Genomic DNA, 22892 nt, shown 5'->3' with positions numbered 1-22892 from the left:
GGATGATAGCCCGCAACGGCATCGGTCCTGTTTCTGTAGCTTTTACGACAAATCGAGAGCAGTCTCTCCCGTACAAAATAAAGCCTGACTGTTCTTTGAACAGTGTCTCTGGCGGTTGTGATTACCTTACGTCTGACCCTGCGTTCTCACCTTTCGCTGTTCATATCATCGAGGCTTGTGTTCATGAGGAGTGCTCTCAAGAAATTATTTAGGATGAAGTTACCGAAGTGGCTGGGACTTGGGTTCATAGTGGGCGCGATCGCCTTCGCAACCTCTGCGTCTGCTCAACAGGCACTCGAAATCAACCCGAAGCTGACCGCTCAAATGCGAGTCACAAATGCCAGCTTTCCGGGCACCGTTCATCTGCTGCCTGCAACGCTAGAAACAACGCAGTGGGGCTGGTTTAACAATGCTCAGCCGCCCGTATTGTCCATCAAATCTGGAGATACAGTGGTGGTGGAAACCATGATGCACTCTCACAATCAGGTGGTGCCAGGGAAGACGATTGAGGAACTCAAAAAGCTGCGTACCGACTTTCCTGGACGCGGACCGCACACGCTCACTGGTCCCATCTTTGTGGAAAGCGCAGAACCGGGTGACGTGCTGAAGATCCGCATTCTTCGGGTCACACCTCGCTCCTATGCTGCGAACTTCAATATTCCCGGCATGTTTGGTCTCTTTCCCGACCAGTTTCCCGATGGTCAGGTGAAATATCTTTACCTGGATCTGGAGCGCAAAGTGGCACAGTTCAGCAAAGGCATTGAAATTCCGCTCGCGCCGTTTCCAGGGACGTTGGGGGTTGCCCGTGCAGAGCCTGGGCAGTATAGCTCGGTGCCACCCGGCCCCTACGGTGGCAACCTGGATATTCGCGATCTCACCGCTGGCTCAACCCTATACCTACCAGTATTTGTGAAGGGTGGACTCGTCTGGACGGGCGATTCTCACGCTGCCCAAGGGAATGGTGAAATCAATTTGACGGCGTTGGAAACGGCCTTTAAAGAACTGGTGTTGAATATTTCGGTGGTTAAGGGTCAGAAGCTCGATTTTCCTAGAGGGGAGACGGCTAAGGATTGGATCACGATCGGCATCGACGAAGACCTGAACAAAGCCCTCGAAAATGCCAAAACCGAAACGACGAAATTCCTGGCAGACCAGCGCAAAATCTCGATCGAGGACGCGACCAAACTCATGCCCCAGGTGTCTGACTGTCGCATTTCGCAGGTTGTGAATCGTGTGCGTGGCATTCACTGTTTGAACCCCAAAACGGTACAGGCGAAGAAGACGGTGCAGTATCCCACCACCAGCAACGCAGAATACTATGTCGCAGCGGCAAGCGGCAAAGACCTGAACGCCGTGATGAAGAGTGCTTCGATGTCACTGATCGAGTTGCTGCAAGAAAAGGAAAAACTGACGCGTTTGGATGCCTATGGGCTAACCAGTATGCGGATGGACTGCCGCCTGAGCAAGCTGACTGCTGACGAAAAAGGGCTTTCCTGCCTGCTGCCGAAGAGTCTATGGGTTGGGAAGCGAACCGCATGATGGGGATCTGGCGTTTGGTGCTGGCAGTGCTGCTGTGGTGGGGCTGCTGGCAAAGCCCTGCCGCGGCTGTACCGCTTAAAGTTGTTACGACAACCTCAGATCTTGCCAGTCTGGTAACGGTTGTGGGGGGCGATCGCGTCAGCGTCAGCAGCATTGCCTTACCAGCCCAAGATCCACACACGTTTGAACCCCGGCTAACCGATGTGCAACAACTGCGATCGGCGCAACTGGTCGTCAAAGTTGGACTGGATCACGATTTGTGGCTCGATCGCCTGACCCAGGAAAGCGGCAATCCTGCCTTACAGCGGGGCGGGGAGCGCTATGTGGATGTCTCGACAGTTATTCCTCTCCTCGAAGTGCGTTCTGTCAGCCTTGCACCTTCCGATGGACACAACCACGGTGCAGGCAATCCCCACTACTGGCTTGACCCCTTGAATGCTGATGCGATGACTGGCATTATTGCGGCGGCACTGGCGCAAATTGATCCAGAGAGCAGCAAAACCTACGAAGCGAATCGCCTGGCATTTTTAGCCACTCTGGAACAGAAGGTTGCCGAGTGGCAGCGCCAGCTAGCACCCTATCAGGGAGTTCCATTAATCGCCTATCACAACAGTTATCCCTACCTGGCACGTCGCTTTCGGCTCAAAATCATTGATTTCATCGAACCACGACCGGGCATTCCGCCCAGTCCGTCTCATCTCACAAAATTGCTGCGAGAGATGAAGGATGAACACGTCCCAGTGGTGATTCAGGAACTGTATGAGTCCGATCGCGTGCCTCGCCTTTTAAGCAACCGCACAGGCGCAGCGGTAGTGACGCTTGTTTCTTCCGTGGGTGCCATTCCCGAAGTGCCCAATTATCTTTCCCTGTTTGATTACAACGTTCATGCGTTGGCAACAGCGCTAGGGAGAACGAAAGTCTGATGTCTGATGCGCTACAACTGCTCACCATTCCCTTTCTGATTGCCCTGGTACTCACGGGGATTCACACCTATCTGGGCATTCACGTTCTCACGCGCAACATTATCTTTGTGGATTTGGCGCTGGCGCAGATTTCAGCCTTGGGCGCAACCGTTGCGTTCATGCTGGGCTATCTGCCCCAGTCGATCGCCGCTTATAGTTACTCCCTCGTCTTCACCATCATTGGAGCCGTCATTCTCTCCTTCAGCCGCCAGTGGACGGGGCGAGTCTCGCAGGAAACGTTTATTGGCGTGGTGTATGTGGTGTCGGCAGCAGCGGCCTTTTTGTTAGTAGACAAAGCTCCACAGGGCGCAGAACACATCAAGCAAATTCTGGTGGGTAGCCTTCTTACAACGACAGAAGCAGATTTGTTCAAAGTTGTGCTGCTTTACAGTGCGGTTGGCGTGTTTCACTGGTTCGCTCGCAAGCAATTCATCCAGCTTTCCTTTCAGCCAGAACAAGCGGCGCAAACGAATAGACGAATCTGGTTCTGGGATTTTTTGTTCTACGTCTCCTTTGGCGTGGTCGTCACGAGTTCTGTTGCCATTGCTGGCGTGCTGCTCGTGTTCTGCTTTTTAATTATTCCAGCCGCGATCGGCACACTCTACAGCACCTCAATTTTGGTTACGTTGCTCATTGGCTGGACGATGGGAACGCTAGCAAGCACGATCGGTCTGGGTGTCTCCTACGTTTGGGATTTGCCGACAGGCGCAACGATCGTCTGTGTGTTTGGTGCAGCGCTGGCTTTAGCCGCACTATTGAAACCAGTCATTCTTACCTCACCGGAGCAACGCCGAACGGTGATTGCCAAAGCGCTTGCAGGTGTGCGAACGGGTGGTTTTACTGTTCTCTTACTGTCCGGCTGCTGGCTAACCATTAATCCCCACGCGGATCAGCCCTTGCTCAATCTAATGGAAACCTATCAGCCCGCTGTCCGCTCTGTATTTTTATCCGATGAGGAACAGCGCCTGTTAGACCAGGCAATTAACGGAGCAGACCGTTTGCGATCGGAAATCAACCATCTGGACTCGATGGAACAAACGAGCCGCTGGCAAGGGGAAGAAATGACCGGAGATGACCTGCGCCGCGTCACAGGCTATACCCTCACGTTTCAAGAAATGGAAAAAGGAGAACAGTTTGTTCAGCAAACCATGCGCTACAAAGCCCGCGATCGTCAGCGTTGGGTGATTGGTATTCCCCTGGCTCTATTTTCCCTCGGCTGCTTACTGCTGCAAGCATCTGCAAGCGAAGCTTTTCTCCCTAGAAATTAAGTTTTACGGCGTTGCTGGGTAGAAGTATGATTTTCGTGCCTGTGCTGGCAAGCCTAGCGTGAGCGCTAGCATCTTCAAACCGCTCGTCTGTTTGGGAGCCAAGTCGCGGCAGCAACGCACGCGCTGTCCAAGCTGCAAAACCAGATTGCTCAAGGCGACGCATACGAGCGTGCAAAACGATCAGTCCAATGGGATGATGGTAGAGGAGACAAAGCGAGGGATTTAGTATGGCTTGGATGGTACAGGTGCTCGAAATTACAGATGAGCATGGTCATGGTACGGACAAATATCGGAAAGTGGCTAACTCCGATGGAGAAGGTGGAATGCATCCGCTTTGCGAGCACCAGCATGACTCTATCGACGAGGCTGATAAGTGTCCTGAGGCGTTAGCGAAAACGGAAGAAATTACGGGTATCCCAGACGGTGGTAACGCTGATCGTGCAGCACAGCTGGAGACGGAAGCAGAACGAATGCTAGCTGAGGCAGCTCAACTAAAAGTGCAAGATGAAGCGTCAGAGACCTGAAACCGAGAGTAGTGCGATCGCTCCATTACTTTAAGAGCGGTCAAATTGGCAGTTAACCTGTGCTAGGTTGATCAGCGAAGCAGCTTTGAACTTGAGGTAGGGTGATGCAGTTAAGCGAAGTGGGTGGACAGCTTACAGCGCATAAGACAGCCAGTGATGTGATTCACGAGTTGGATGATTTTAACGAGTTTCAGGTTTCGGCACGGGTCGCGTATGAGTTGCGGCAGTCTGCCAGTTTTCTGGCGGAAAACTACTGGTCCTTAATGATCGGTAGACCGGATCAAACCGCTTCTCTGTTGGAGTGGGAAATTACCGTTATCGGTGATGCTACACCAGCGCCTATCAAAGGTGTGGTAGATATTGAGAGCGGGCTGCCAGTGCTGTTGTAAGGCTCATACTTGCAGTCTCTGCCGACCAACACCATTGAGTTGTTGCCACCGAAGGTGCTGTACTAGTGATCTTGGTCTAACCTTGGACTAATTTGAAGCAAAAGTGGGTAGTACAGAAGCGACTTTTTCCGTTTTCAACGCCTGAAATTCTTATTCTGCGCTGCACAGCTCTCCGGGGGCAATGAACCAAAGGTTTTCGGGGTGTTTCAGCAACTAACGTCGACGATAGCATCAGGGGTCTAGACCATAACTCTTGAGCGATCAATGCCAAATTAGGTCACTCAAAAGTAGTGGCATTGCTTTACGCGTAGCGCAGCTCGACCCCTATGCTTTTTTATGACGCTAGTGCTCCCCATAACTATTGCAGCACACTAAGCGCTGACGGCTCCGTCAACTCTCGTTCATACCGCTGCAAAAGCATCGCGAACGACCTCATAACACTCACAGGCAAAGTCTTCCAAGCCAGCCCGATCCACAATTGTGATGCGCCCACGGTAGTAACGCACCCAGCCCGCTTGGCTCAGGACACCCGCCGCCACGGTTATACCCGCACGACGCACACCCAGCATGATACTAATCACCTCATGTGTGAGTGGAAACGTGTCTGCTCCCAAACCATCAGCGGTTAACAAGAGCCAACGTGCCAGGCGCACTTCAGTTGTATGAAACCGATTACACACGCTGTTTTGCGCCGTTTGCGCGAGCATCGCTTGCGTATAGCGGAGCAGCAAGTCGTGCAGCGCTGACCCACGGTTGAATTCAGTCAGCAGTAGTTCCGCAGGCAGCCGCCACGCTTTGCCAGCGATCTGCACCATCGCCTGATGGCTATAACTCGTACCACCGAGCAGCACCGGCAACCCAGCCATCCCTTCTTGCCCAATCAAGCCCACGTCCATCGTGGCACCATCCTTAAATTGGAACACCAAGGAAATGAGCGCTTCTTCAGGGAAGTAAACATAGTCGATGGGACAACCCACTTGGTAGAGGGGTTGCAAGGGTGCCAGCGTCACCAGTGTTAAAGCCGGTTGTAAGCGCTGATAAACGGTATTCGGCAAAGCTGCGAGCAGACGATTGCTTGATTGAGCAGTGGCTTGAAGTGCTGGCATCTATCATCCTTAAAGTGAGTCAAGTTGAGAAAAAACAACTGACGACAACAAGGGAGAGTGCTAAAGCTCGACCTCAGTATCCAACGGTAATTTTTTAGTTCAGCGGTCGTCTGAACCGACCGACCGCCTTCATTACAGGCAGTGTATAGTAACATTCATAACCTTTCTCGCTGTCAGTGTCGGTACGTCACTGCACAAAGGGGTTTAGTAATGAGGCGTGTAAAAACGAGCGCTTTGCTTGAAACCTTTGCAGCAGAGAGCTTCTCAGCCAAGCTATCGAGGAGTTTCTTGGCTCACATTCAAACCACTGCTGACACTTACCAGATCACGGGAACGTGCTGGGACAACAAGCTTTAACTGGCAAATTTGACAAGCTATGAGTGTCCAGCCTGATCACTCAAATGCCGATTCTGTCGTTGGGTTGATCGTATCTCAGATTGCCTTTAGCAAGCTTTAATTGACCAAAAGTTCTATCTACAATCATTAACGCAGCACTGAGTTTCAATCCAATGCGATTAGAGCCTGAAATGCTTGCTGATCTAAACTGAGAAACTGTTCTGGAGTTAGGATAGTTGCACCCTAGTAAGTTGCTAACTGATACGCTAATAGGCGATCGAATGCTCGTAGGTCTAGTAAGCTACGTTAGTCAGTGGCGATCGCTTCACACCATCGCTTAAATTCAGGTGATAAATCTTCAACTAGCCCAATATTCACCGCTCCTCTTCAGCGTTACTTTGTTTTCTCAAGTCGCGGTAAGCAGCTTTAACAAAGGCTGCAAGTGCATTTGCTGTTGCGGGGTCGAGATTTTTGTCTACTAAATAGCGAGAGCTTCGAGGGTATCTAGGACAATCCCACATGTTCTTAGATGATTCATCTGACACTTCCATCTAGCAACTATAAAGCACTAAATAACGAGCTAGGCTTTCCAAAGTATTGACACGTTGGAAAGTAGTGCTGAATCAGGTCATAAATAAGTTTGGAATTAAACCAAGATCTAGGTAAAGTTTCTTTCGCCATAGCCTAATGCTCTTGAAAATCTACTGTTACCAGCAAGTAGAAATAATCAACCCAAACCGAATAATACGTTTACACTAATTTTTGCCAACTAGATGAGCTTTCATTATTTTAGTGATCGGCAATTGCTAAGAGCAGATGCAACCCCAGTATCTTAAACGCAAACGGTAAAGCTGCTTTTGGCGCAGTTTACTTCCTGACTCGTCCCTCTCCACATCCGCATAATACTCAAGCAATCGCTCAAGAACTCAACCGTTGCGCTTTAGATTGGGCAGATAACTCAGACTTTATTGCTTGGAAGGAAGATGGAATTCAGCAACGTGCTGAATCACTACGTCGTCGTGCTTCACAGTATTGGCGATCGACTGAAAATTGTTCCTATTACAGCACGCTTGGTAACGACAAGGAGCTGTATTCCTTTTCACATCGTGATTTAGCTGCAACAATTCATCCACCACATAAGCAACCGCGAGGGAGTGAGTTGAGTGCCAAGCAGAAGGACAGAATCGGGCTTTGAGCCAATCGCGAGTAGTGTATGAATATGCGTTTGCTGGAGTCAAGCATTACAACGCCGTCAGTAAGGTTTAGCGTAACTGTGTTTAAGAGTTTGATGACCACTTGATGCTGACAGTCGCAGGGTTAGGGAACTTTTACTTAGTCACTGCTTAGAAAAGGCTACTCGAAAGCTAGCATCGCCTCATCAATGATGATTTCCCGACAACTCTATTGCTTCTCTTTTAATATTTGTACTGCTTCTCTTTTCTTAATAATCTTTTGTTGTTTGAAACTGCTTGTAGGAAAGGGCTTGGAGTGATCGCTAGCTTGAGCGATTACTGAGCGACACTGAGCTGATTTTAAACACAGTGGTGAAAGTCAGTAGAACCTTGGTGGTGAAACCGATACTGTTGCGTTCAGATTAGATAGCTCCCTATAACTTAAGGCAGGGCAATGAATGTAGATGTATTGGAATCAGATTTATTCTCGCAGAGGATACCACGCACTAACACGACTTTAAAGTCGCAGCAAGACAGTTCGCTAAGCTCAGCAGAGATGGCAGAGCCACACGATGCTATTCAAACCTTGCAAGCAGATGCTGAGTCTGCTCGGCTCAACGCGCTCTACGAGTACCATGTGCTGGATACGCTACCTACACCATCCCTGGATGAGTTGACTGCTCTAGCTGCCGAAATTTGCCAGACACCGATCGCGCTTATTAGCCTGATAGATGCTGAGCGGCAGTGGTTCAAGTCGAGAGTAGGAATAGCGGCTACTGAAACCCCTCGTAGTGTTGCATTCTGTGCCCATGCCATCCAGCAGACAGAGGTTTTTGTTGTTAAGGATGCCTTAGCCGATCAGCGGTTCGCCCATAACCCCTTAGTCACCCAAGACCCCAAAATTCGGTTTTATGCTGGTATGCCCCTGATGACAGCCGAAGGCTTTGGGCTAGGCACACTATGTGTGATTGACTATAAACCCCGCAACCTAAGTCCGAAGCAGCTTAGAGGCTTAGAAACCTTAAGCCGTCAGGTAATGGCGCAATTGGAGCTAGAGCGACATACAACCAACCTCCAGAATACAAAGGTCGAGATCCAACAGCTCAAGCAGCAGTTTATTGAACAAGATTTTTTCAACCAGCAAGAGTTGATTCTACTGAATTTAGGAAATCAGCTCCGTAACTCCCTGGAACTCAATACTATTCTACAAACCGCCGTTAACGAAATTCGCAATTTACTAAAGGTCGATCGCTGTCATTTTTTGTGGTGTATGTCTGATGGTGATCAGCTTACTTCTACAATAACCCATGAAGCGAAAACACCGACGCTGCCAAGTCTGTTAGATGATTTTTCTAATCAATACGGATCATTTTTAACTACAACCATCTCTAATCAGGCGCTGCTGAAAATTGACAATGTTTACGCTAATACACAGCTAACAGCAGAGGCTCAAGCAGAACTGATTCGATTGGGCATTATCTCAGAGCTAGTGCTTCCCCTTAAAACAAATTCAGGACAGTTGGGAGCCATTGTTTGCAGCGACGGACATGGTTCTCGGACATGGACAGACCGTGAAGTGCAATTACTCCAAACGGTCACTGAGCAGCTAGCAGTCGCCCTTGACCAGGCAGAGCTTTTGTCTCGCTCACGAGCGACAGCTCTGGCGGCTCAAACTCAAGCCGAATATTTAGTCAAGGCACTGCAAAAGCTGCAACAGACTCAGGCGCAGTTAATCCAGCACGAGAAGATGTCTAGCTTGGGGCAGCTCGTTGCAGGAGTCGCTCACGAGATTAATAATCCTGTTAATTTTATTAGCGGCAACATTACATATGTTGCCAGCTACGTTCGCGATTTAATGGAACTTTTAAAACTTTATCAAGAATGCTATCCAACACCAGAGAGTAGAATTCAAGCGAAAGCAGATGCGATCGATTTGCAGTTTCTCACTGAAGACTTGCCGAAGTTGCTTGCTTCTATGGAAATGGGATCAGACCGCATTCGTCAAATTGTGCTGTCGTTACGAAACTTTTCGCGACTAGATGAAGCAGATGTAAAACCCGTTAACATCCATGAGGGTATTGGCAACACCCTACTGATTCTGCAAAGCCGAATCAAAGCAACGAGCAAAGGCCGCCCAATTCGGATAGACCGAGAATATGGTGAATTGCCCGTAGTGGAATGCTATGCAGGTCAGATCAATCAAGTCTTTATGAATATTTTGAGTAATGCGATCGACGCTGTAGACGATTGCTCGGACCCTATCATTACGATTCAAACCGATGTAATTCATTGTCCTGATTTCGACGCTTCAAATGAGGAGCAGGTTGCCTGTACACCTCAAGTTGCTATTCGTATCCGAGACAATGGTAGTGGCATCAGCGATAACGTTAAACAAAAACTGTTTGATCCCTTTTTTACAACCAAGCCTGTTGGCAAAGGAACAGGGCTGGGCTTATCCATTAGCTATCAGATTGTAGTTGAAAAACATGGTGGTAGTTTGAGTTGTTCATCCGTCTTGGAGCAAGGAACGGAGTTCTTACTACAGATTCCCATCCAATTACCGACAATGCCTTCCAGGATATGAACCAAGGATTTTAGAGCAAGGAAGTTAGATAGATGTGTATCAATGGGCAAATGCGCTCCAAGATTCTCTCAGTCGATGACAGCATCACGGTTCAACAGCTAATTAAACGAGCTTTAGCTGATGATTATCAAGTGCTGTTATGTTGCAGTGCGATCGATGCGTTGTCAATAATTTATCAGGAGAATATTTCCGTTCTACTACTCGATATTTCTATGCCAGAAATTGATGGGTTGGACTTTTGCCGCACCATTCGGAGTATTCCTAAATTTCAAGATCTACCGATTGTGATGGTAACGGGTCGTGATGGTGCCTTTGATAAAGTGCAAGGTCGATTAGCAGGCGCAACAGACTATCTGACCAAACCATTTGATGCTGATCAACTGCGCCAAATCATCAGAAGGCTGATCACAACTCATGCTTTGCTGCACTGACGTTAAAGAAGTGGTTGGAACGTACATTTTTCTGGTTGTAGCGTGTGATGATTCAGCAGTTTACAGAAATAATTGAAGGCTACACAGGGCTGCACGTTCGGAAGCAAGACCTTAGCCTTCTTTGGCAGAAAATTCAAGTGCGAATGCGAGTGTTGAAATTGGCATCGCCTGAACAGTATTATCAGTATCTAGCTAGTCATTTAGATATAGGCAAGACGGACTTCCTAAAAGTCCACCATGAGTGGCAACAACTCATTCAATTGTTAACAACAGGAGAAAGCTATTTCTTTCGCGATCGTGGGCAGTTCCGATTGTTGCGGCAACAACTATTGCCTGAACTCATCCGTGAGCGATCGCACTATGCAGCGGCACATGGCATTAAGCCTTCTCTTCGGCTCTGGAGTGCAGGTTGTTCTACTGGTGAAGAAGCTTATTCGCTAGCAATATTGGTACATCAATTAATTCCCGATCTGGCAAACTGGAACCTCTTAATTCTAGGAACAGACATTAATGCCGCCGCGATCGCAAAAGCTAAAGAAGGCTTTTACAGTTCCTGGTCTTTTCGCACTTTGGATGAAGAGACACAAGCAAAATATTTTCGTGCTCATCGAGACGGCTGGAAACTGGATGAGCAGATCTGCAAAATGGTGACCTTTGCCCCAGGTAATCTAGTAACCGATCATTTTTCAGATTTTCAGATCAACCTCAGCCATATTGATTTGATTATTTGCCGTAATGTTTTCATTTACTTCACCTCCGAAGTGATTGCAAAAGTGTTAAAAAAGCTGGGTGGAGCGCTCAGTTCAGATGGCTATTTGATGACGGGTCATGCTGAACTACATGGTCAAACGGTGGAGTGCTTACAAACCAAGATTTTCCCTGAGTCATTCGTTTACCAGCGCTGTGACTACACTTTGGAAAGAAAGCAGCCTGCAGCTGTTGATCGCAGCAAGACAATAAAGACTCAATTAAACACGCAAGCTACAAATTTAGATTGGACGCCTTTTCAACTCGATTACGCGATCGCGTCCACTACAACAACGTCGCCGTCCAAGCAAGATACCCTATCTGAAGCGGAAAAATGCTTTTGCAAAGGGGATTATAGGGACACTATTCAAATTGCTCAACGAGCGATCGCTCAGAATCAACACTCATTTGAATTACATCATTTGACTGCTCAAGCTTATGCTAGTTTGGGAGAGAACGATCAGGTAAAGTATTACTGCGAAAAAGCGATCGTCATCAATCCCCTAGCCATTTCTCCCTACTATTTGCTTGCTCATATTGCTCGTGAGCAGGGTCAGCTAGAGCAAGCAAAAAATATGTTGAAGCGAATCATCTACTTAGACCCTACGGCTATTACTGCTTACTTAGAATTAAGCTCTCTCTACACGCAAGAAGGAGATGTAAGTAGAGCGAAAAAAATGCAGGCATCTGCTCTAGAGCTAATGCAGCAATCTGCTTTGGAAGTGCCAGCACGTTAAGCTCAAGCAGCCTTCTGATAAATAAGTAGCTGAGCATAATTATTGATAAGCTGCCTTTCGACTGCGCGTTCAACGTTTCGGCTAGCTCAACGTCAAAGTCTGAGCGCTCCTCGGCATGAGCGCTCAGGTCGAACGCGCACTAGAAGTCTTAATGCTCTCAGTCCTATGCTTAGGTGGGTTAAGCGTGGTCGAAACTCGGTCTCTAAGCGATGATTAATTTAGCCATCCTACTTAGTAGATTAATTCAAACTCAATTAGTTTGAGACAATTTTTTGCTGCTGATCTTTCCCAAGTAACGATTTGTAAGCACTTACTTTAGCAATAGGTAAACGCCCTAGGTATGGGAATACTAGCGCTAGGAATAAACGCTAAAAGTGGTTTTTTGAAATTAGAGAAACAGGCTAACAGTTACTTAAGCAGGTTTTGAGCTTTAAGACTGAGCCTCTAACATTTCATTTAACTCAACTGCTGAACGCAACGTTCTGATATTTCATTTAATCGAAATTGGAATGAAAAACCAGTTCTATCTCTTATTTAGTTTGCACGGCTTACTGTATGGCGTAGAGACCTTGTGCGTGCGTGAGATTGTTCTCTTACCCGAATTTATGCCTATGGTCTCAGCGCCAGCTGACATTGTAGGCATGATTGATCTGCGCGCAAGCATTGTTCCGATTATGGATCTGGATTTGCATTTTGGCCATCAACCCAGCGCCTACCAGTTAAGCGATCGCATTATTTTTCTAGAACACCAAGACAAGTTGATGGGAATCATCGTCAATCAAGTGCATGACGTGAAGCTCATTGATTTTGCGTGTATTGATACAGAACTAGCCCATAAAGCAATCAGCAATCAGAAGGCTTCTCCCACCGCTGGAATTGCCAGAATTGATGGCGATTTAGTGACGTTGCTTAACGTTGAGAGTCTGTTTCAATCAGTTGTGCTGCCAACGGTAGCTCAGGAAGCGGCACCCTGCACTGGATCGCAAACGACATTTTTTTCACATACCTCGTTAGAAGAACAGGCGATCTTGCGCGATCGTGCCTACAATTTAAGGCAGCAGACCGAAACTGAAGCACTGACGGGACTCCTGTCATTTGCGGTTCTAAAGATTGGAGATGAATATTTTGGCGTTGAAACAGCGGTTATGCGTGAGTTTGCAGACATCAGCAATGTCACCCCCATTCCCTGCTGTCCAGATTACATCCTTGGCAACATGAACTTACGTGGCGAAATCGTTACCCTACTATCGCTTCATCACAAGCTGAATGTGTCTCCATCAGGTAAGCGTAAGGCAGTTGTGATCAAGGTTAACGACATTATTGCTGGCATTACTGTTGATGATGTGTTGGATGTTACCTACGTTAACCCATCAAGCATCAAGTCAGTTCCCACTGCTGCTTATGCAAAGAGCCGAGATTATGCCAGAGGCACAGCGACTTTCGGTAACCAAACAATGACTCTCTTAGATTTACCCAGGCTCTTCACTCAAGGGGAGCTAGTTGTCAATGAACATGTATAGACCCAAGGGCGCTACTGCTGTTTTCTCATCTCAAACGTAAGGGCAAGCTGCTTCTAGGGTATGCCATCCCTACGGTGATTTTTTAGGTATCTCTAAATTGGTTATGTCACTGCCAGTTTACTCAGCACGGCTTGTAACCCATTGATTCACAGCTTACGTCAATCACCGTCCAGATTGATCATTGCAAACGGTTCATTTCCTCGATCGATACTCACAAACTCAATCAAGCAAACATACCAATCAACGCACTTGTGTCTTTGCTCACCTCTGAAAGATCATAATTATGAACACGCAACAAATGAAACGCGCTCTTAAACTTGGAAGAGCTGTCCAGACAGGCTTCGGGACGATTATAGTGATGATGATTGGCGTAGGCGTTATCTCTAAAATCAGCATGAATGGATTGACGCAATCCATCAATTGGATTACACATACTTATGAAGTTGAAGCAAATTTAAAGGCATTAGAAAAAGACCTTGTTGATGCAGAAACGGGGCAAAGAGGGTTTATTTTTACCAATAAAGAGAGCTTTTTAGAACCCTACAATAAATCGTTACAAGCTTTAGAGGCTCGCTTTGCCGAGTTGAGGAAGCTGATGCGGGACAATCCCAAACAAATTGAACGATTGAATCAAGTTGAAGAGCTATCTCAACTCAAGCAGGATGAATTAGCACAGACTATTAGCTTGAAGCGGAAAGGGCAGGAACGGGAGCTTCAAGCGTTGGTGCTCTCAGAAAAGGGCAAAAAATACATGGATGAACTCCGTAGTAAGATTACCGAGATGACCGATGCGGAGGATAAGCTTTTAACTGAGCGCCGGGAGGAGGCAAGCCGGACTGAACAGTTTGCGACTTGGGTTTCCATCAGCACTACTCTAATCGCTATTACGTTAGGTGGCATACTGCTGCTGTTTATTACGCGCAAAGTTGTGCGACCGCTTAATCAAGTAGCAAGCACAATTGTTAGCTCGTCTACAGAAATTGCTGCCACCGTTGAGCAACAAGAGCGTACTGCCCAAGATCAAGCAGCCGCCGTGAATCAAACCACCACTACCATGGATGAACTGGGAGCCTCATCTCGCCAGTCTACTGAGCAGGCGGAAACCGCAGCAGCAAGTGCTCAGCAGGTAATGATATTAGTGGATGGTAGAGGTCAAGATAATCTGAGCAGCGGTTCCAGTCTACGCGAGAAAGTTGGCGATATTGCCGAACAAATTCTGCGTTTAAGTGAGCAGGTTAATCAGATTGGCACCATTTCAACCCTCGCCAGTGATTTGGCAAACCAAACCAATATGTTGGCACTGAATGCAGCTGTAGAAGCTGTTAGAGTCGGTGAACATGGCAAAGGCTTTGGCGTGGTTGCTGCCGAAATTCGCAAACTAGCCGATCAAAGCAAGAAGTCGGCTGAACGCATTAATGGTCTGGTTGCCGACGTGCAGAATGCAACTAACTCTACAGTCATGGTAACGGATGAAGGAACAAAGACAGTTGAAAAGATAGTGAGTGCCATTATCAATATTGTGATGAGCAGTCAGCAAATCTCGTTGACTGCAAAACAACAAGCGATCGCCATTCAGCAGGTTGGCGATGCCATGAATGCCCTTAATCAGGGAGCCCTTCAAACGGCATCAGGTATCAACCAAACGAGAGTTGGCACGCAAAAACTGAACGAAGCTGCTTTGAATCTAAAAGCGATCGTTTAAGGCATTTTCATTTTCAGGTAATGATTATGGGTCGCCTCAGTGCTTCTTCAACGTGCCTCATAAGCTACCACTTTAAAGCTTAAAACTTATTGCGGTCTACGTTTGTTGATTATTGCTAACGTTTCGCGCTGTCATCCAAACTTATGAATTCGATCGAGCAAACTACTACTAAGAGGCTTGTGTCTTTCTTCAAAGCTTGCATCTGAGATATTAATAAGTTTTTTACTTCCTTGCTTTAGCTTTGGGAACCATATAAGAGTTTGGGAACGATAGAGATAATTGCTTAATTAGTAATAGGGGATAGAACTTATGCTTAAGAACATGACCCTTCAAAATCGGTTAATTGGTTCATTTATGTTTATGGGCTCCATCGTATTAGGTGTAGCCCTCGTAGGATGGAGCGGTAGTGCTCAATTGAGCCAGCACATCCACGTGTTGGGCAAAAATAGCGTACCGAGCATTCGTGGTTTGTGGAAAATTAACGAAGGGCAAACTCAAATTCAATCTTCCGAACGAGCAGTGACAAATCCCATTGTGAGTCAGAATAATAAAAGCCTTGAGCTGACTCGAGTTAGCCGAGCTTGGCAACAGATTGATGAAGGCTTTAGAGAATATGAAACGACTCCTCAGACACAAGAAGAGTCTGAGCTTTATAAAAGCTTTCAATCGGATTGGGAAAAGTGGAAGCAAAACCATAAAGAGTTTCTGCGGCTGTACCAAACGGCTCAAGTTGGTGGTCTTTCGGCCAAGGAACTGAGCACGCTCAATAATTTCTTAGACAGTCAGGTGCGTGTTTCTTTTGATGTGGCAGAAGCCAAGTTGCTTCAGCTTTTGGAAATCAACAGTGATGTAGCCGCAAACGCTCAGACTTTAGCGGTTCAGGATGTCTCTCGCATTGCTTTTTGGGTTATCTTTGGCATGATTGTTGGTCCTACAACAGCAATTATCTTTGGTATCTACTTCAGCCGAACCATTGCTAAACCACTGGGAGCCAAAATTGCGTCGATCGTCAATGCCATTGTGAGTTCGTCTACAGAGATTGCAGCAACGATTGAGCAACAAGAGCGGATTGCATCAGAACAGGCTGTCTCTGTCAATCAAACCACTACGACGATGGATGAACTGAGTGCATCTTCGCGTCAATCAGCAGACCAAGCAGAGACCGCAGCCAATGGTGCCAAGCAGGTGTTGACTCTCGTTGATAGACAGAACTTGCAAGCAGGTTATATGACCAGCAATGGGTCTAGTTTGCGTGAGAAAGTGGAACAAATCACCGACCAGATTTTGCACTTAAGTGAACAAACGGGTCAGATTGGCATTATCTCGATGTTGGTGAGCGATCTGGCAAATCAGACTAATATGCTGGCACTCAACGCTGCCGTCGAAGCAGTGAGAGCAGGCGAACATGGAAAAGGCTTTGGTGTGGTGGCGGCTGAAATTCGTAAACTCGCTGACCAAAGCAAGAAATCGGCAGAGCGGATCAATGCACTCGTTGTTGACATTAAAAATGCCACGAATTCGACCGTGATGGTGACGGATGAAGGCAGTAAAACGGTGGAGACAATTATTGCGGCGGTGAATGACATTGCCTTGACCAGCCAGCAAATTTCGTTGACAGCCAAGCAACAGGCGATCGCCATTCAACAGGTGGGTGACGCGATGAGCACTCTCAATCAGAACGCTCTCCAAACAGCGTCCGGTATTACTCAAACCAAAGTTGGCACGCAAAAACTGAACGAAGCTGCTTTGAATCTGAAAGCGATCGTTTAAGGAGTGGTAAATATTATGTTTATTGACGATGATGAGCTTCGTGACATCTTCAAAGCTACTAGTGAAGAACACTTGCAGCAAATGGAAGCAAATGTTCTCCATTTAGAAAAACATCCAGATGATAGCGCTACACTCGAAAACCTGCTGCGCGAAATTCACTCTCTCAAGGGTGATGCTAATATGCTGGGCATCAAGGATATTGGTACCCTAGCTCATCAGTTTGAAGATATTTTAGGATCTGTCAAACGGGGAGAAACTGTCTATTCAACTGAGTTGAGTGATCGCCTCTATCAAGGCTTGGATGCAATGGGTCAACTCGTGCATGCAGCTGTCACGGGAGAAACTGCTGAAACCAACGTGATCCATGTGATGGCTTACCTGATGGGTGCACCCAAGGAGCCAGAGCAAGCGATTGAGCATGAAAACAATGGAAAAGCCATCCTGCTAGAACCTGTGCAGTTAGCAACCCTTAGCACTAGGGAAGACGAGAGGGACATAGAAGAGAGGGACGCAGAGCAGCGAGACATAGAAACATGGCAGCACAGAGATCTAGAACCCTTTCGGTATGCTACTCCCTCACTTCTCCACGCCCCCAAAGCCTCACTCTCCACTTCAGTCCACCGCATCAACACTATTCGGGTAGAAACGGCAAAACTTGACACGCTGATGACGCAGGCAGGTGAGTTAACCGTTACTAAAACTCGGATCAATCACCGTCTGGTAGACATTGAAGAACTGCTGACGCTATGGGAAGACTGGAACCGTGATGTCTTCAGCCATCGTACTGCGTGGTATGAAGGGCAGCGGGGTGCGAAAGGGCAGTTTTCATCAGGGCAAGGTTCCCAGCAGCGCCATCAAGAGCGGCTAGAGCAGGTGGGACAGAGGCTCAATCAATTACGGCAGGCTGCCTATGAAGATAGTTCGCGGCTAGAAAGCGTTGTCACGGAGTTGGAAGCGGGTATTCAGGCTCTCTGTCTCTTGCCGTTGTCTACTCTGTTTCAGCCGTTCGCTCGCATGGTTCGAGATCTGGCACGGCAGGAAGGTAAGGCGATCGAGTTGGTGATTGAAGGTGGCGACACTCGCGCTGACAAACGCATTCTCGAAGAGATGAAAGATCCGTTGATGCATCTGCTGCGAAATGCGATCGATCATGGCATTGAGCTGCCGGATGAACGCGAACGCTTGGGTAAACCGCGCACTGCCACTCTCTACCTGCGCGGCTACCAAACCGCAACAAATATTGTGATTGAAGTGAGCGATGATGGTTGCGGCTTAATGATTGAAACCATCAAGCAAACAGCGGTGCAGCGAGGTGTTTGTCGTCCAGATGACTTTGCAAAAATGAGCGATCGTCAGATTCAAGCGCTCATCTTTGCACCTGGTTTTTCCACCCGCTCGTTAATTACCGAAGTCTCTGGACGTGGGGTGGGATTGGATGTTGTAAAAACGAATGTTGATCGCCTTAAAGGGACGATCCAGGTGGAATCACGCCCTAATGTTGGCTCCACCTTTCAGATTCAGCTTCGTCCAACCCTGGCAACTGCCCACGTTCTATTGGTCGTCGTCGAGGGCATTTCTTATGCCATTCCCGTCGAGTTTATTGAAACCTCGTTGTTAATGCAGCCAAGCGATCTATTTACAATCGAGGGTCAAACAGCTTTCCTGTTTGCTCAGCAGCCAATTTCGATCGTCAAGCTCGCCAATTTACTAGAGCTAAAAGCCCCCTCACTCGTTCCCAAAGCAGCACCTCCAGCTTCTTTCCCCTGCATCATTCTCAAGGTTGGTGAAGAACGACTAGGGCTTTTGGTTGATGCATTAATAGATGAACAAGATGTCGTCTTAAAAGCACAAAGCCAGTTGCTGCAACGAGTCCGAAACGTCTCTGGAGCGACCATTTTAGGGACGGGAGAAGTATGTATGGTGCTGAATCCGACTGATCTTATTGCCTCAGTGCAAAAGAGAACGATTGTTGATCATGCTCAAACTTCCATGCAAGCAGCTAACCAGAAGCAAGTGGTACTGCTGGTTGAAGACTCGATCGCGATTCGGACTCAGGAAAAACGCATTCTCGAAAGTGCAGGCTATGAAATTATTACAGCGGTTGATGGTTTAGATGCACTAAATAAGCTGCCAGCTCGTACCTTTGACGCGATCGTCTCTGACGTACAAATGCCGAATTTAGATGGGTTAGCACTGACTGCGAAAGTGAGGCAGCACAAAGAATATAATGAACTACCCATTATTCTCGTCACCTCTTTAGCCAGTGATGAGGACAAGCGGAGGGGTGCTGAAGCGGGTGCCAATGCCTACATTCCCAAAGGCAGCTTTGATCAGACGGTGCTGATTGAAACGTTGAAGCGATTGGTTTAACACATGATCTACAGCCAGCGGCGCAAATGATCAGTAATAGCGATTCATGATTCATCCTATTCGCGTTTTATTAGTTGAAGATTCTCCCGTTGTTTTAGTGGTCTTAAAACGTCTATTAGCGACTGCTGCGGATATTGAAGTGGTTGGCACAGCGTGCAACGGGCAGGAAGCCCTGGAGCGGCTACCAGCGTTGCAACCAGATGTCATTTGTGTGGATTATCATATGCCTGTGATGGATGGGCTGACGTTTACGCAACGAGTTATGAGCCAGTTTCCCCGTCCTATTCTGGTCATCAGTACATCAGTTCATCCGCAACAGAATGAGCATAATATTTTTCGCCTCTTAGAAGCAGGCGCAGTGGATATCTTTCCTAAACTAAAAGTTGGTACTGATCAAGATTATGAGTCGTTTCGCCAGGTGCTAATCAGTAAAATTAGAGTGCTTGCTGGGGTCAAAGTCTTTACACGCCATAGCTTGAAAACGTCTACCAATAATCAAAGGACAACCATTCTCACGCCAGCGGTAAAGCAAATAAACCAGCCACTAGAAGGAATTGCCCCTCCTGTCAAAGCGATCGCCATTGGAGCTTCCACAGGTGGACCACAGGCACTCCACACCCTTTTAACTCAGTTACCTGATAATTTGGCACTCCCGATCTTCTGTGTCCAACATATTAGCGAGGGCTTTTTGCAAGGATTGGTCAACTGGCTGGCAGCAGAATGCCGTCTACCTGTCAAAATTGCACAAGCTGGAGCTTTACCGTTGCCGGGAGTCATTTACTTTGCGCCAGAACGAGCACATTTAGAATTTGGTCGTCAGGGGCAGTTTCTTTGCACAGCTTCGGCTCCAGTGGATGGTCACTGTCCCTCTGTTACTGTCATGCTGCGATCGGCAGCTCAGCACTATGGCAACGGGCTAATCGGCATTTTGTTGACTGGTATGGGTCGAGATGGCGCCAGTGGTATGCAAGATGTGGCGCTAGCAGGTGGCAGAACCATTGCTCAAGATGAGCAGAGTAGCGTGGTGTTTGGTATGCCCAAGGAGGCGATCGCGCTAGGAGCCGTTAAACATGTGTTGCCGATTGACGCTATGCCTACGGTACTAGCAAAAATGCTTTCCAAATCAAGCAAGACTCGTTATTCGGGTTCTGAGTAGCAACTGATGCTGTTGATGAATGTGCTATTTGACTGACCAAGCGCCTCACACAGGAGGCAGGTATTTTGATAACATTCCAAATCCTTGTTATCGATTATGGCGTTCAAACCTGCTGCTTAACGTAACAGTCGTGTCTTTTAGTAACTGCTGATACTGGGCAGGCGTATCTAAATCAATCGCTCCCTTTGGGAAGGAAACCTGAAAAACTTTTTCAGCGTGCTGTTTGATTAAGTGCCTAGCGCCGACATTTGCATTCATTCTCCTTAATTCTGTAAATAGAGACCGATCAAACAAAGCAGGCACGCCGATCGTGTCTGCATAGGCAGAGGCAATAATGGAGCGTTGCGTTGCTCGATACGACTCAACTAATTGATCGAGTAAAGGAGCGGAAACAAACGGTTGATCACAGAGAACAATGATGACTGCGTTTAAATGCTGATCAATGGTTGTGAGTGCTGTTATGCCAGCGGCGATGGAAGTGCCCATGCCGTCTGCCCACTGCGAATTTTCCACGACATGCAGGGCGAGTCCATCAACCTCTAGCGTCATGCGTTCTGCATGTGAACCCAATACAACTACAGCAGGATCACAGCAAGAAGCGATCGCTTCTTCAGCCATGTAGCGCAATAGGCTCCGCCCCTGAAACGGTAACAATTGCTTGGGTGCTCCCATGCGGGTAGATGCGCCTGCTGCCAAAATCATTAAGCCAATGGTAGACATAGGCGCTCTGGATTGGGGTTATGAATAGGTGCATTGCGGTCTCTCAGCATCCCGCCAGTATGGTTAGTCAAAACAGCTTGAATTTCTGCCACGATCGTCAACGCAATTTCTTCAGGGGTTTCAGCGCCCAGATCAAGCCCAACTGGATAATAAAGGCGTTGTCGTTGAGCATTGGTGGGAGCAAACCCTTCGAGGCGTAAGTCCTCTAACAATTGTTGTGTGCGCTGTTTTGGTCCCAGTACTCCTAGATATTGAAGAGGCGAGGGTAAGAGCGATCGCAATAAGGCTTGATCATGCACATAATGATGCGTCATTACAACCGCGATCGTGCGTGCGGTCAGCGTGAGGTTTGCTGCAAGCTCGTTTGAACTACAAAGTATGACTTCATCTGCTTTGGGAAAACGATCGCGAGTTGCATACGTCGCTCGATGATCAATGACGGTGACATGCCAGCCAAGCTGCTTTGCCAATTGCACCAATGGAATGGCATCATACCCTGCCCCAAAAATTAGTAGCAGTGTCGGTGGCTGAATAACTTCAATCAGCACTTCCATAAAACCATTATCCAACTGATAGGAAATAACTCGCGTTTTCCCTTCTGCAAGTACCCGAGCAGTATCCTGCAATAAAGCCATTGTCAGTTGATGATCTGCAATAGGATTGATAACTGTACCGTCCGATTTCAGGCATAACCGATCGCCAATTTGAGCTGTTACATTTCCTTCGATGTGGAAGATGGTGGCGATCGCGACTGGTTCTTTTTGCTGAAAACAGTCTGCAATCAACGCAAGTTGGCTCTTGGCAGAGTCCGTATGCAGCGACTCAAGCAGCACTTGAACCGAGCCGTTACAGCCCATGCCCAAACCCCAAATTAAATCATTACTGGCAGTAGTATCGTATTGCACAGTGATTGGCTTGGAGGCTTGAAGCAATAGTGGTTTTGCCCGTTCAAACACATCACTTTCTAAACAGCCGCCGCTAATGGCTCCTACTATTTGACCCGCTTCAGTTAGCAACATTCGTGCGCCTGGTCTGCGGTAAACAGAACCCATTGTTTTGACAACGGTGACGATCGCCGATCGTTGACCAGAACGCTCACTCTGTTCAAATGCCTGGAGGATCGCTTGTAATTCTTTCATTCCATTGATGAGAAATAAATGTTCTCTAATACTTGCTGGCGCTACGGGATGAAGCTGGATAGAGCCAGAAGTCAAGTAACCAGGTTAGACAAGGCATCACCGGGTAAGTTAATAATGCAGACACAAAGGTGACTGAGATCAATAAACCCAATAAGTGAGGCAATGGTTTCAACAATTGTCCCAGCAGTACATCTGCAAGCAAAATGAGTGGATAAACCGCCAGGACACCGAGAACAACATTCTTGTAATAAGCTGGCTGGGGCAGTGTACTGGCAGCCTTTAGCGATAGCGACGAAAACCACAGTTCAACACCACCAAACTGTTGCTGTGAGCGATCAACTACCAAATCACGACCCTTCTCAACCCACTGCTGGAAGGTTGGGGAGGTTCGCCAAGCTCTGAAGTGGTTGTAGCTGTCAAACTTCACAATTACCACGTATTCAGGATGGTCATGATCACGAGGGCGAATCACATTCACCCCCAGGAAGCCTTCAAATTGTTGAGCCGCCTGATTAAACCCTCTAGACCAAGCTTCATACGCTTGAATACAACGTGGTTCAACAACCTCTGAGATGACTAATGTGATTGGATCAGATGGTTGATCGAAGTTTTCCATAACAAACGGTGATTGACTGAGAAATGTCGATTGGGCTGGATCTACGAAACCCAATCGACATCAGCAGCTTTGTATGTCTTCAAATTGGCATGAACCAGGATTTG

The 22892-nt window shown here is 47.5% G+C and carries 17 protein-coding genes; 13 read left to right on the top strand and 4 right to left on the bottom strand.

Annotated features, from left to right (window positions below; genetic code table 11):
• Positions 1 to 213: 213 nt before the first annotated feature.
• The 5 genes from H6F86_RS06685 (at position 214) to H6F86_RS06665 (ending at position 4682) form a co-directional block, all read left to right on the top strand.
• Positions 214 to 1539 carry an acetamidase/formamidase family protein gene (locus H6F86_RS06685; protein WP_190447348.1) on the top strand — a complete coding sequence of 442 codons (1326 nt, stop codon included), beginning with the start codon at positions 214 to 216 and terminating at the stop codon, positions 1537 to 1539.
• Positions 1515 to 2462 carry a metal ABC transporter substrate-binding protein gene (locus H6F86_RS06680; protein ID WP_190447346.1) on the top strand — a complete coding sequence of 316 codons (948 nt, stop codon included), beginning with the start codon at positions 1515 to 1517 and terminating at the stop codon, positions 2460 to 2462. The genes H6F86_RS06685 and H6F86_RS06680 overlap by 25 nt, the downstream gene beginning before the upstream one ends.
• A complete protein-coding gene (locus tag H6F86_RS06675) occupies positions 2462 to 3769 on the top strand; it encodes a metal ABC transporter permease (RefSeq protein WP_190447344.1) in 1308 nt (435 codons plus the stop codon). Before H6F86_RS06680 ends, H6F86_RS06675 begins: the two co-directional genes overlap by 1 nt.
• Positions 3770 to 3996: 227 nt before the next feature.
• Entirely contained in the window at positions 3997 to 4293 is a 297-nt protein-coding gene (locus H6F86_RS06670; protein ID WP_190447342.1) for a hypothetical protein, read from the top strand.
• A 104-nt stretch (positions 4294 to 4397) separates the two neighbouring features.
• Positions 4398 to 4682 (top strand): hypothetical protein, encoded by a 285-nt coding sequence (locus tag H6F86_RS06665; RefSeq protein WP_190447339.1) that lies wholly within the window; start codon positions 4398 to 4400, stop codon positions 4680 to 4682.
• A 401-nt stretch (positions 4683 to 5083) separates the two neighbouring features.
• On the opposite strand, the gene H6F86_RS06660 is transcribed toward H6F86_RS06665, so the two are convergent.
• Positions 5084 to 5788 carry a Crp/Fnr family transcriptional regulator gene (locus tag H6F86_RS06660; protein ID WP_190447337.1) on the bottom strand — a complete coding sequence of 235 codons (705 nt, stop codon included), beginning with the start codon at positions 5786 to 5788 and terminating at the stop codon, positions 5084 to 5086.
• Between the two features lie 2064 nt (positions 5789 to 7852).
• Between H6F86_RS06660 and H6F86_RS06655 the strand changes: the two genes are divergently transcribed.
• From H6F86_RS06655 to cheB, 8 genes are all read left to right on the top strand, one after another.
• Positions 7853 to 9880, top strand: a complete 2028-nt coding sequence (locus H6F86_RS06655; protein ID WP_190447335.1) for a GAF domain-containing protein — start codon at positions 7853 to 7855, stop codon at positions 9878 to 9880.
• Positions 9881 to 9912: 32 nt separating this feature from the next.
• Positions 9913 to 10311, top strand: coding sequence for a response regulator (locus H6F86_RS06650; protein ID WP_190447333.1), 399 nt, complete (start codon positions 9913 to 9915; stop codon positions 10309 to 10311).
• A 47-nt stretch (positions 10312 to 10358) separates the two neighbouring features.
• Entirely contained in the window at positions 10359 to 11795 is a 1437-nt protein-coding gene (locus H6F86_RS06645; RefSeq protein WP_190447331.1) for a protein-glutamate O-methyltransferase CheR, read from the top strand.
• A 509-nt stretch (positions 11796 to 12304) separates the two neighbouring features.
• A complete protein-coding gene (locus H6F86_RS06640; protein WP_190447330.1) occupies positions 12305 to 13315 on the top strand; it encodes a chemotaxis protein CheW in 1011 nt (336 codons plus the stop codon).
• A gap of 394 nt (positions 13316 to 13709) precedes the next feature.
• Positions 13710 to 15017, top strand: coding sequence for a CHASE3 domain-containing protein (locus tag H6F86_RS06635; protein ID WP_242033392.1), 1308 nt, complete (start codon positions 13710 to 13712; stop codon positions 15015 to 15017).
• Positions 15018 to 15326: 309 nt separating this feature from the next.
• Entirely contained in the window at positions 15327 to 16787 is a 1461-nt protein-coding gene (locus H6F86_RS06630; protein WP_190447328.1) for a methyl-accepting chemotaxis protein, read from the top strand.
• A gap of 15 nt (positions 16788 to 16802) precedes the next feature.
• On the top strand, positions 16803 to 19157 hold the full coding sequence (locus H6F86_RS06625; protein WP_190447326.1) for a hybrid sensor histidine kinase/response regulator: 2355 nt from the start codon (positions 16803 to 16805) through the stop codon (positions 19155 to 19157).
• A gap of 46 nt (positions 19158 to 19203) precedes the next feature.
• Positions 19204 to 20313 carry a chemotaxis-specific protein-glutamate methyltransferase CheB gene (gene cheB / locus H6F86_RS06620; protein ID WP_190447324.1) on the top strand — a complete coding sequence of 370 codons (1110 nt, stop codon included), beginning with the start codon at positions 19204 to 19206 and terminating at the stop codon, positions 20311 to 20313.
• A gap of 87 nt (positions 20314 to 20400) precedes the next feature.
• Here cheB and H6F86_RS06615 read toward each other — a convergent pair whose 3' ends face one another.
• The 3 genes from H6F86_RS06615 to H6F86_RS06605 are packed head-to-tail and all read right to left on the bottom strand — an operon-like array spanning position 20401 to position 22788.
• Positions 20401 to 21033 carry a nucleotidyltransferase family protein gene (locus H6F86_RS06615; RefSeq protein WP_190447323.1) on the bottom strand — a complete coding sequence of 211 codons (633 nt, stop codon included), beginning with the start codon at positions 21031 to 21033 and terminating at the stop codon, positions 20401 to 20403.
• Positions 21015 to 22172, bottom strand: coding sequence for an XdhC/CoxI family protein (locus tag H6F86_RS06610; protein ID WP_190447321.1), 1158 nt, complete (start codon positions 22170 to 22172; stop codon positions 21015 to 21017). Before H6F86_RS06610 ends, H6F86_RS06615 begins: the two co-directional genes overlap by 19 nt.
• A gap of 25 nt (positions 22173 to 22197) precedes the next feature.
• On the bottom strand, positions 22198 to 22788 hold the full coding sequence (locus H6F86_RS06605; protein ID WP_190447319.1) for an antibiotic biosynthesis monooxygenase: 591 nt from the start codon (positions 22786 to 22788) through the stop codon (positions 22198 to 22200).
• Between the last annotated feature and the right edge of the window lie 104 nt (positions 22789 to 22892).

The organism is Phormidium sp. FACHB-592, assembly GCF_014695795.1.
GTDB lineage: Bacteria > Cyanobacteriota > Cyanobacteriia > Leptolyngbyales > Leptolyngbyaceae > Stenomitos.
This window is presented reverse-complemented; position numbering and strand designations above follow the sequence as displayed.

Excerpts from the sequence above, each read along its gene's own strand:
- H6F86_RS06685 (WP_190447348.1), top strand. The coding sequence starts at position 214 with ATGAAGTTACCGAAGTGGCTGGGACTTGGGTTCATAGTGGGCGCGATC.
- H6F86_RS06680 (WP_190447346.1), top strand. The coding sequence starts at position 1,515 with ATGGGTTGGGAAGCGAACCGCATGATGGGGATCTGGCGTTTGGTGCTG.
- H6F86_RS06675 (WP_190447344.1), top strand. The coding sequence starts at position 2,462 with ATGTCTGATGCGCTACAACTGCTCACCATTCCCTTTCTGATTGCCCTG.
- H6F86_RS06670 (WP_190447342.1), top strand. The coding sequence starts at position 3,997 with ATGGCTTGGATGGTACAGGTGCTCGAAATTACAGATGAGCATGGTCAT.
- H6F86_RS06665 (WP_190447339.1), top strand. The coding sequence starts at position 4,398 with ATGCAGTTAAGCGAAGTGGGTGGACAGCTTACAGCGCATAAGACAGCC.
- H6F86_RS06660 (WP_190447337.1), bottom strand. The coding sequence starts at position 5,788 with ATGCCAGCACTTCAAGCCACTGCTCAATCAAGCAATCGTCTGCTCGCA.
- H6F86_RS06655 (WP_190447335.1), top strand. The coding sequence starts at position 7,853 with ATGGCAGAGCCACACGATGCTATTCAAACCTTGCAAGCAGATGCTGAG.
- H6F86_RS06650 (WP_190447333.1), top strand. The coding sequence starts at position 9,913 with ATGTGTATCAATGGGCAAATGCGCTCCAAGATTCTCTCAGTCGATGAC.
- H6F86_RS06645 (WP_190447331.1), top strand. The coding sequence starts at position 10,359 with ATGATTCAGCAGTTTACAGAAATAATTGAAGGCTACACAGGGCTGCAC.
- H6F86_RS06640 (WP_190447330.1), top strand. The coding sequence starts at position 12,305 with ATGAAAAACCAGTTCTATCTCTTATTTAGTTTGCACGGCTTACTGTAT.
- H6F86_RS06635 (WP_242033392.1), top strand. The coding sequence starts at position 13,710 with ATGAATGGATTGACGCAATCCATCAATTGGATTACACATACTTATGAA.
- H6F86_RS06630 (WP_190447328.1), top strand. The coding sequence starts at position 15,327 with ATGCTTAAGAACATGACCCTTCAAAATCGGTTAATTGGTTCATTTATG.
- H6F86_RS06625 (WP_190447326.1), top strand. The coding sequence starts at position 16,803 with ATGTTTATTGACGATGATGAGCTTCGTGACATCTTCAAAGCTACTAGT.
- cheB (WP_190447324.1), top strand. The coding sequence starts at position 19,204 with ATGATTCATCCTATTCGCGTTTTATTAGTTGAAGATTCTCCCGTTGTT.
- H6F86_RS06615 (WP_190447323.1), bottom strand. The coding sequence starts at position 21,033 with ATGTCTACCATTGGCTTAATGATTTTGGCAGCAGGCGCATCTACCCGC.
- H6F86_RS06610 (WP_190447321.1), bottom strand. The coding sequence starts at position 22,172 with ATGAAAGAATTACAAGCGATCCTCCAGGCATTTGAACAGAGTGAGCGT.
- H6F86_RS06605 (WP_190447319.1), bottom strand. The coding sequence starts at position 22,788 with ATGGAAAACTTCGATCAACCATCTGATCCAATCACATTAGTCATCTCA.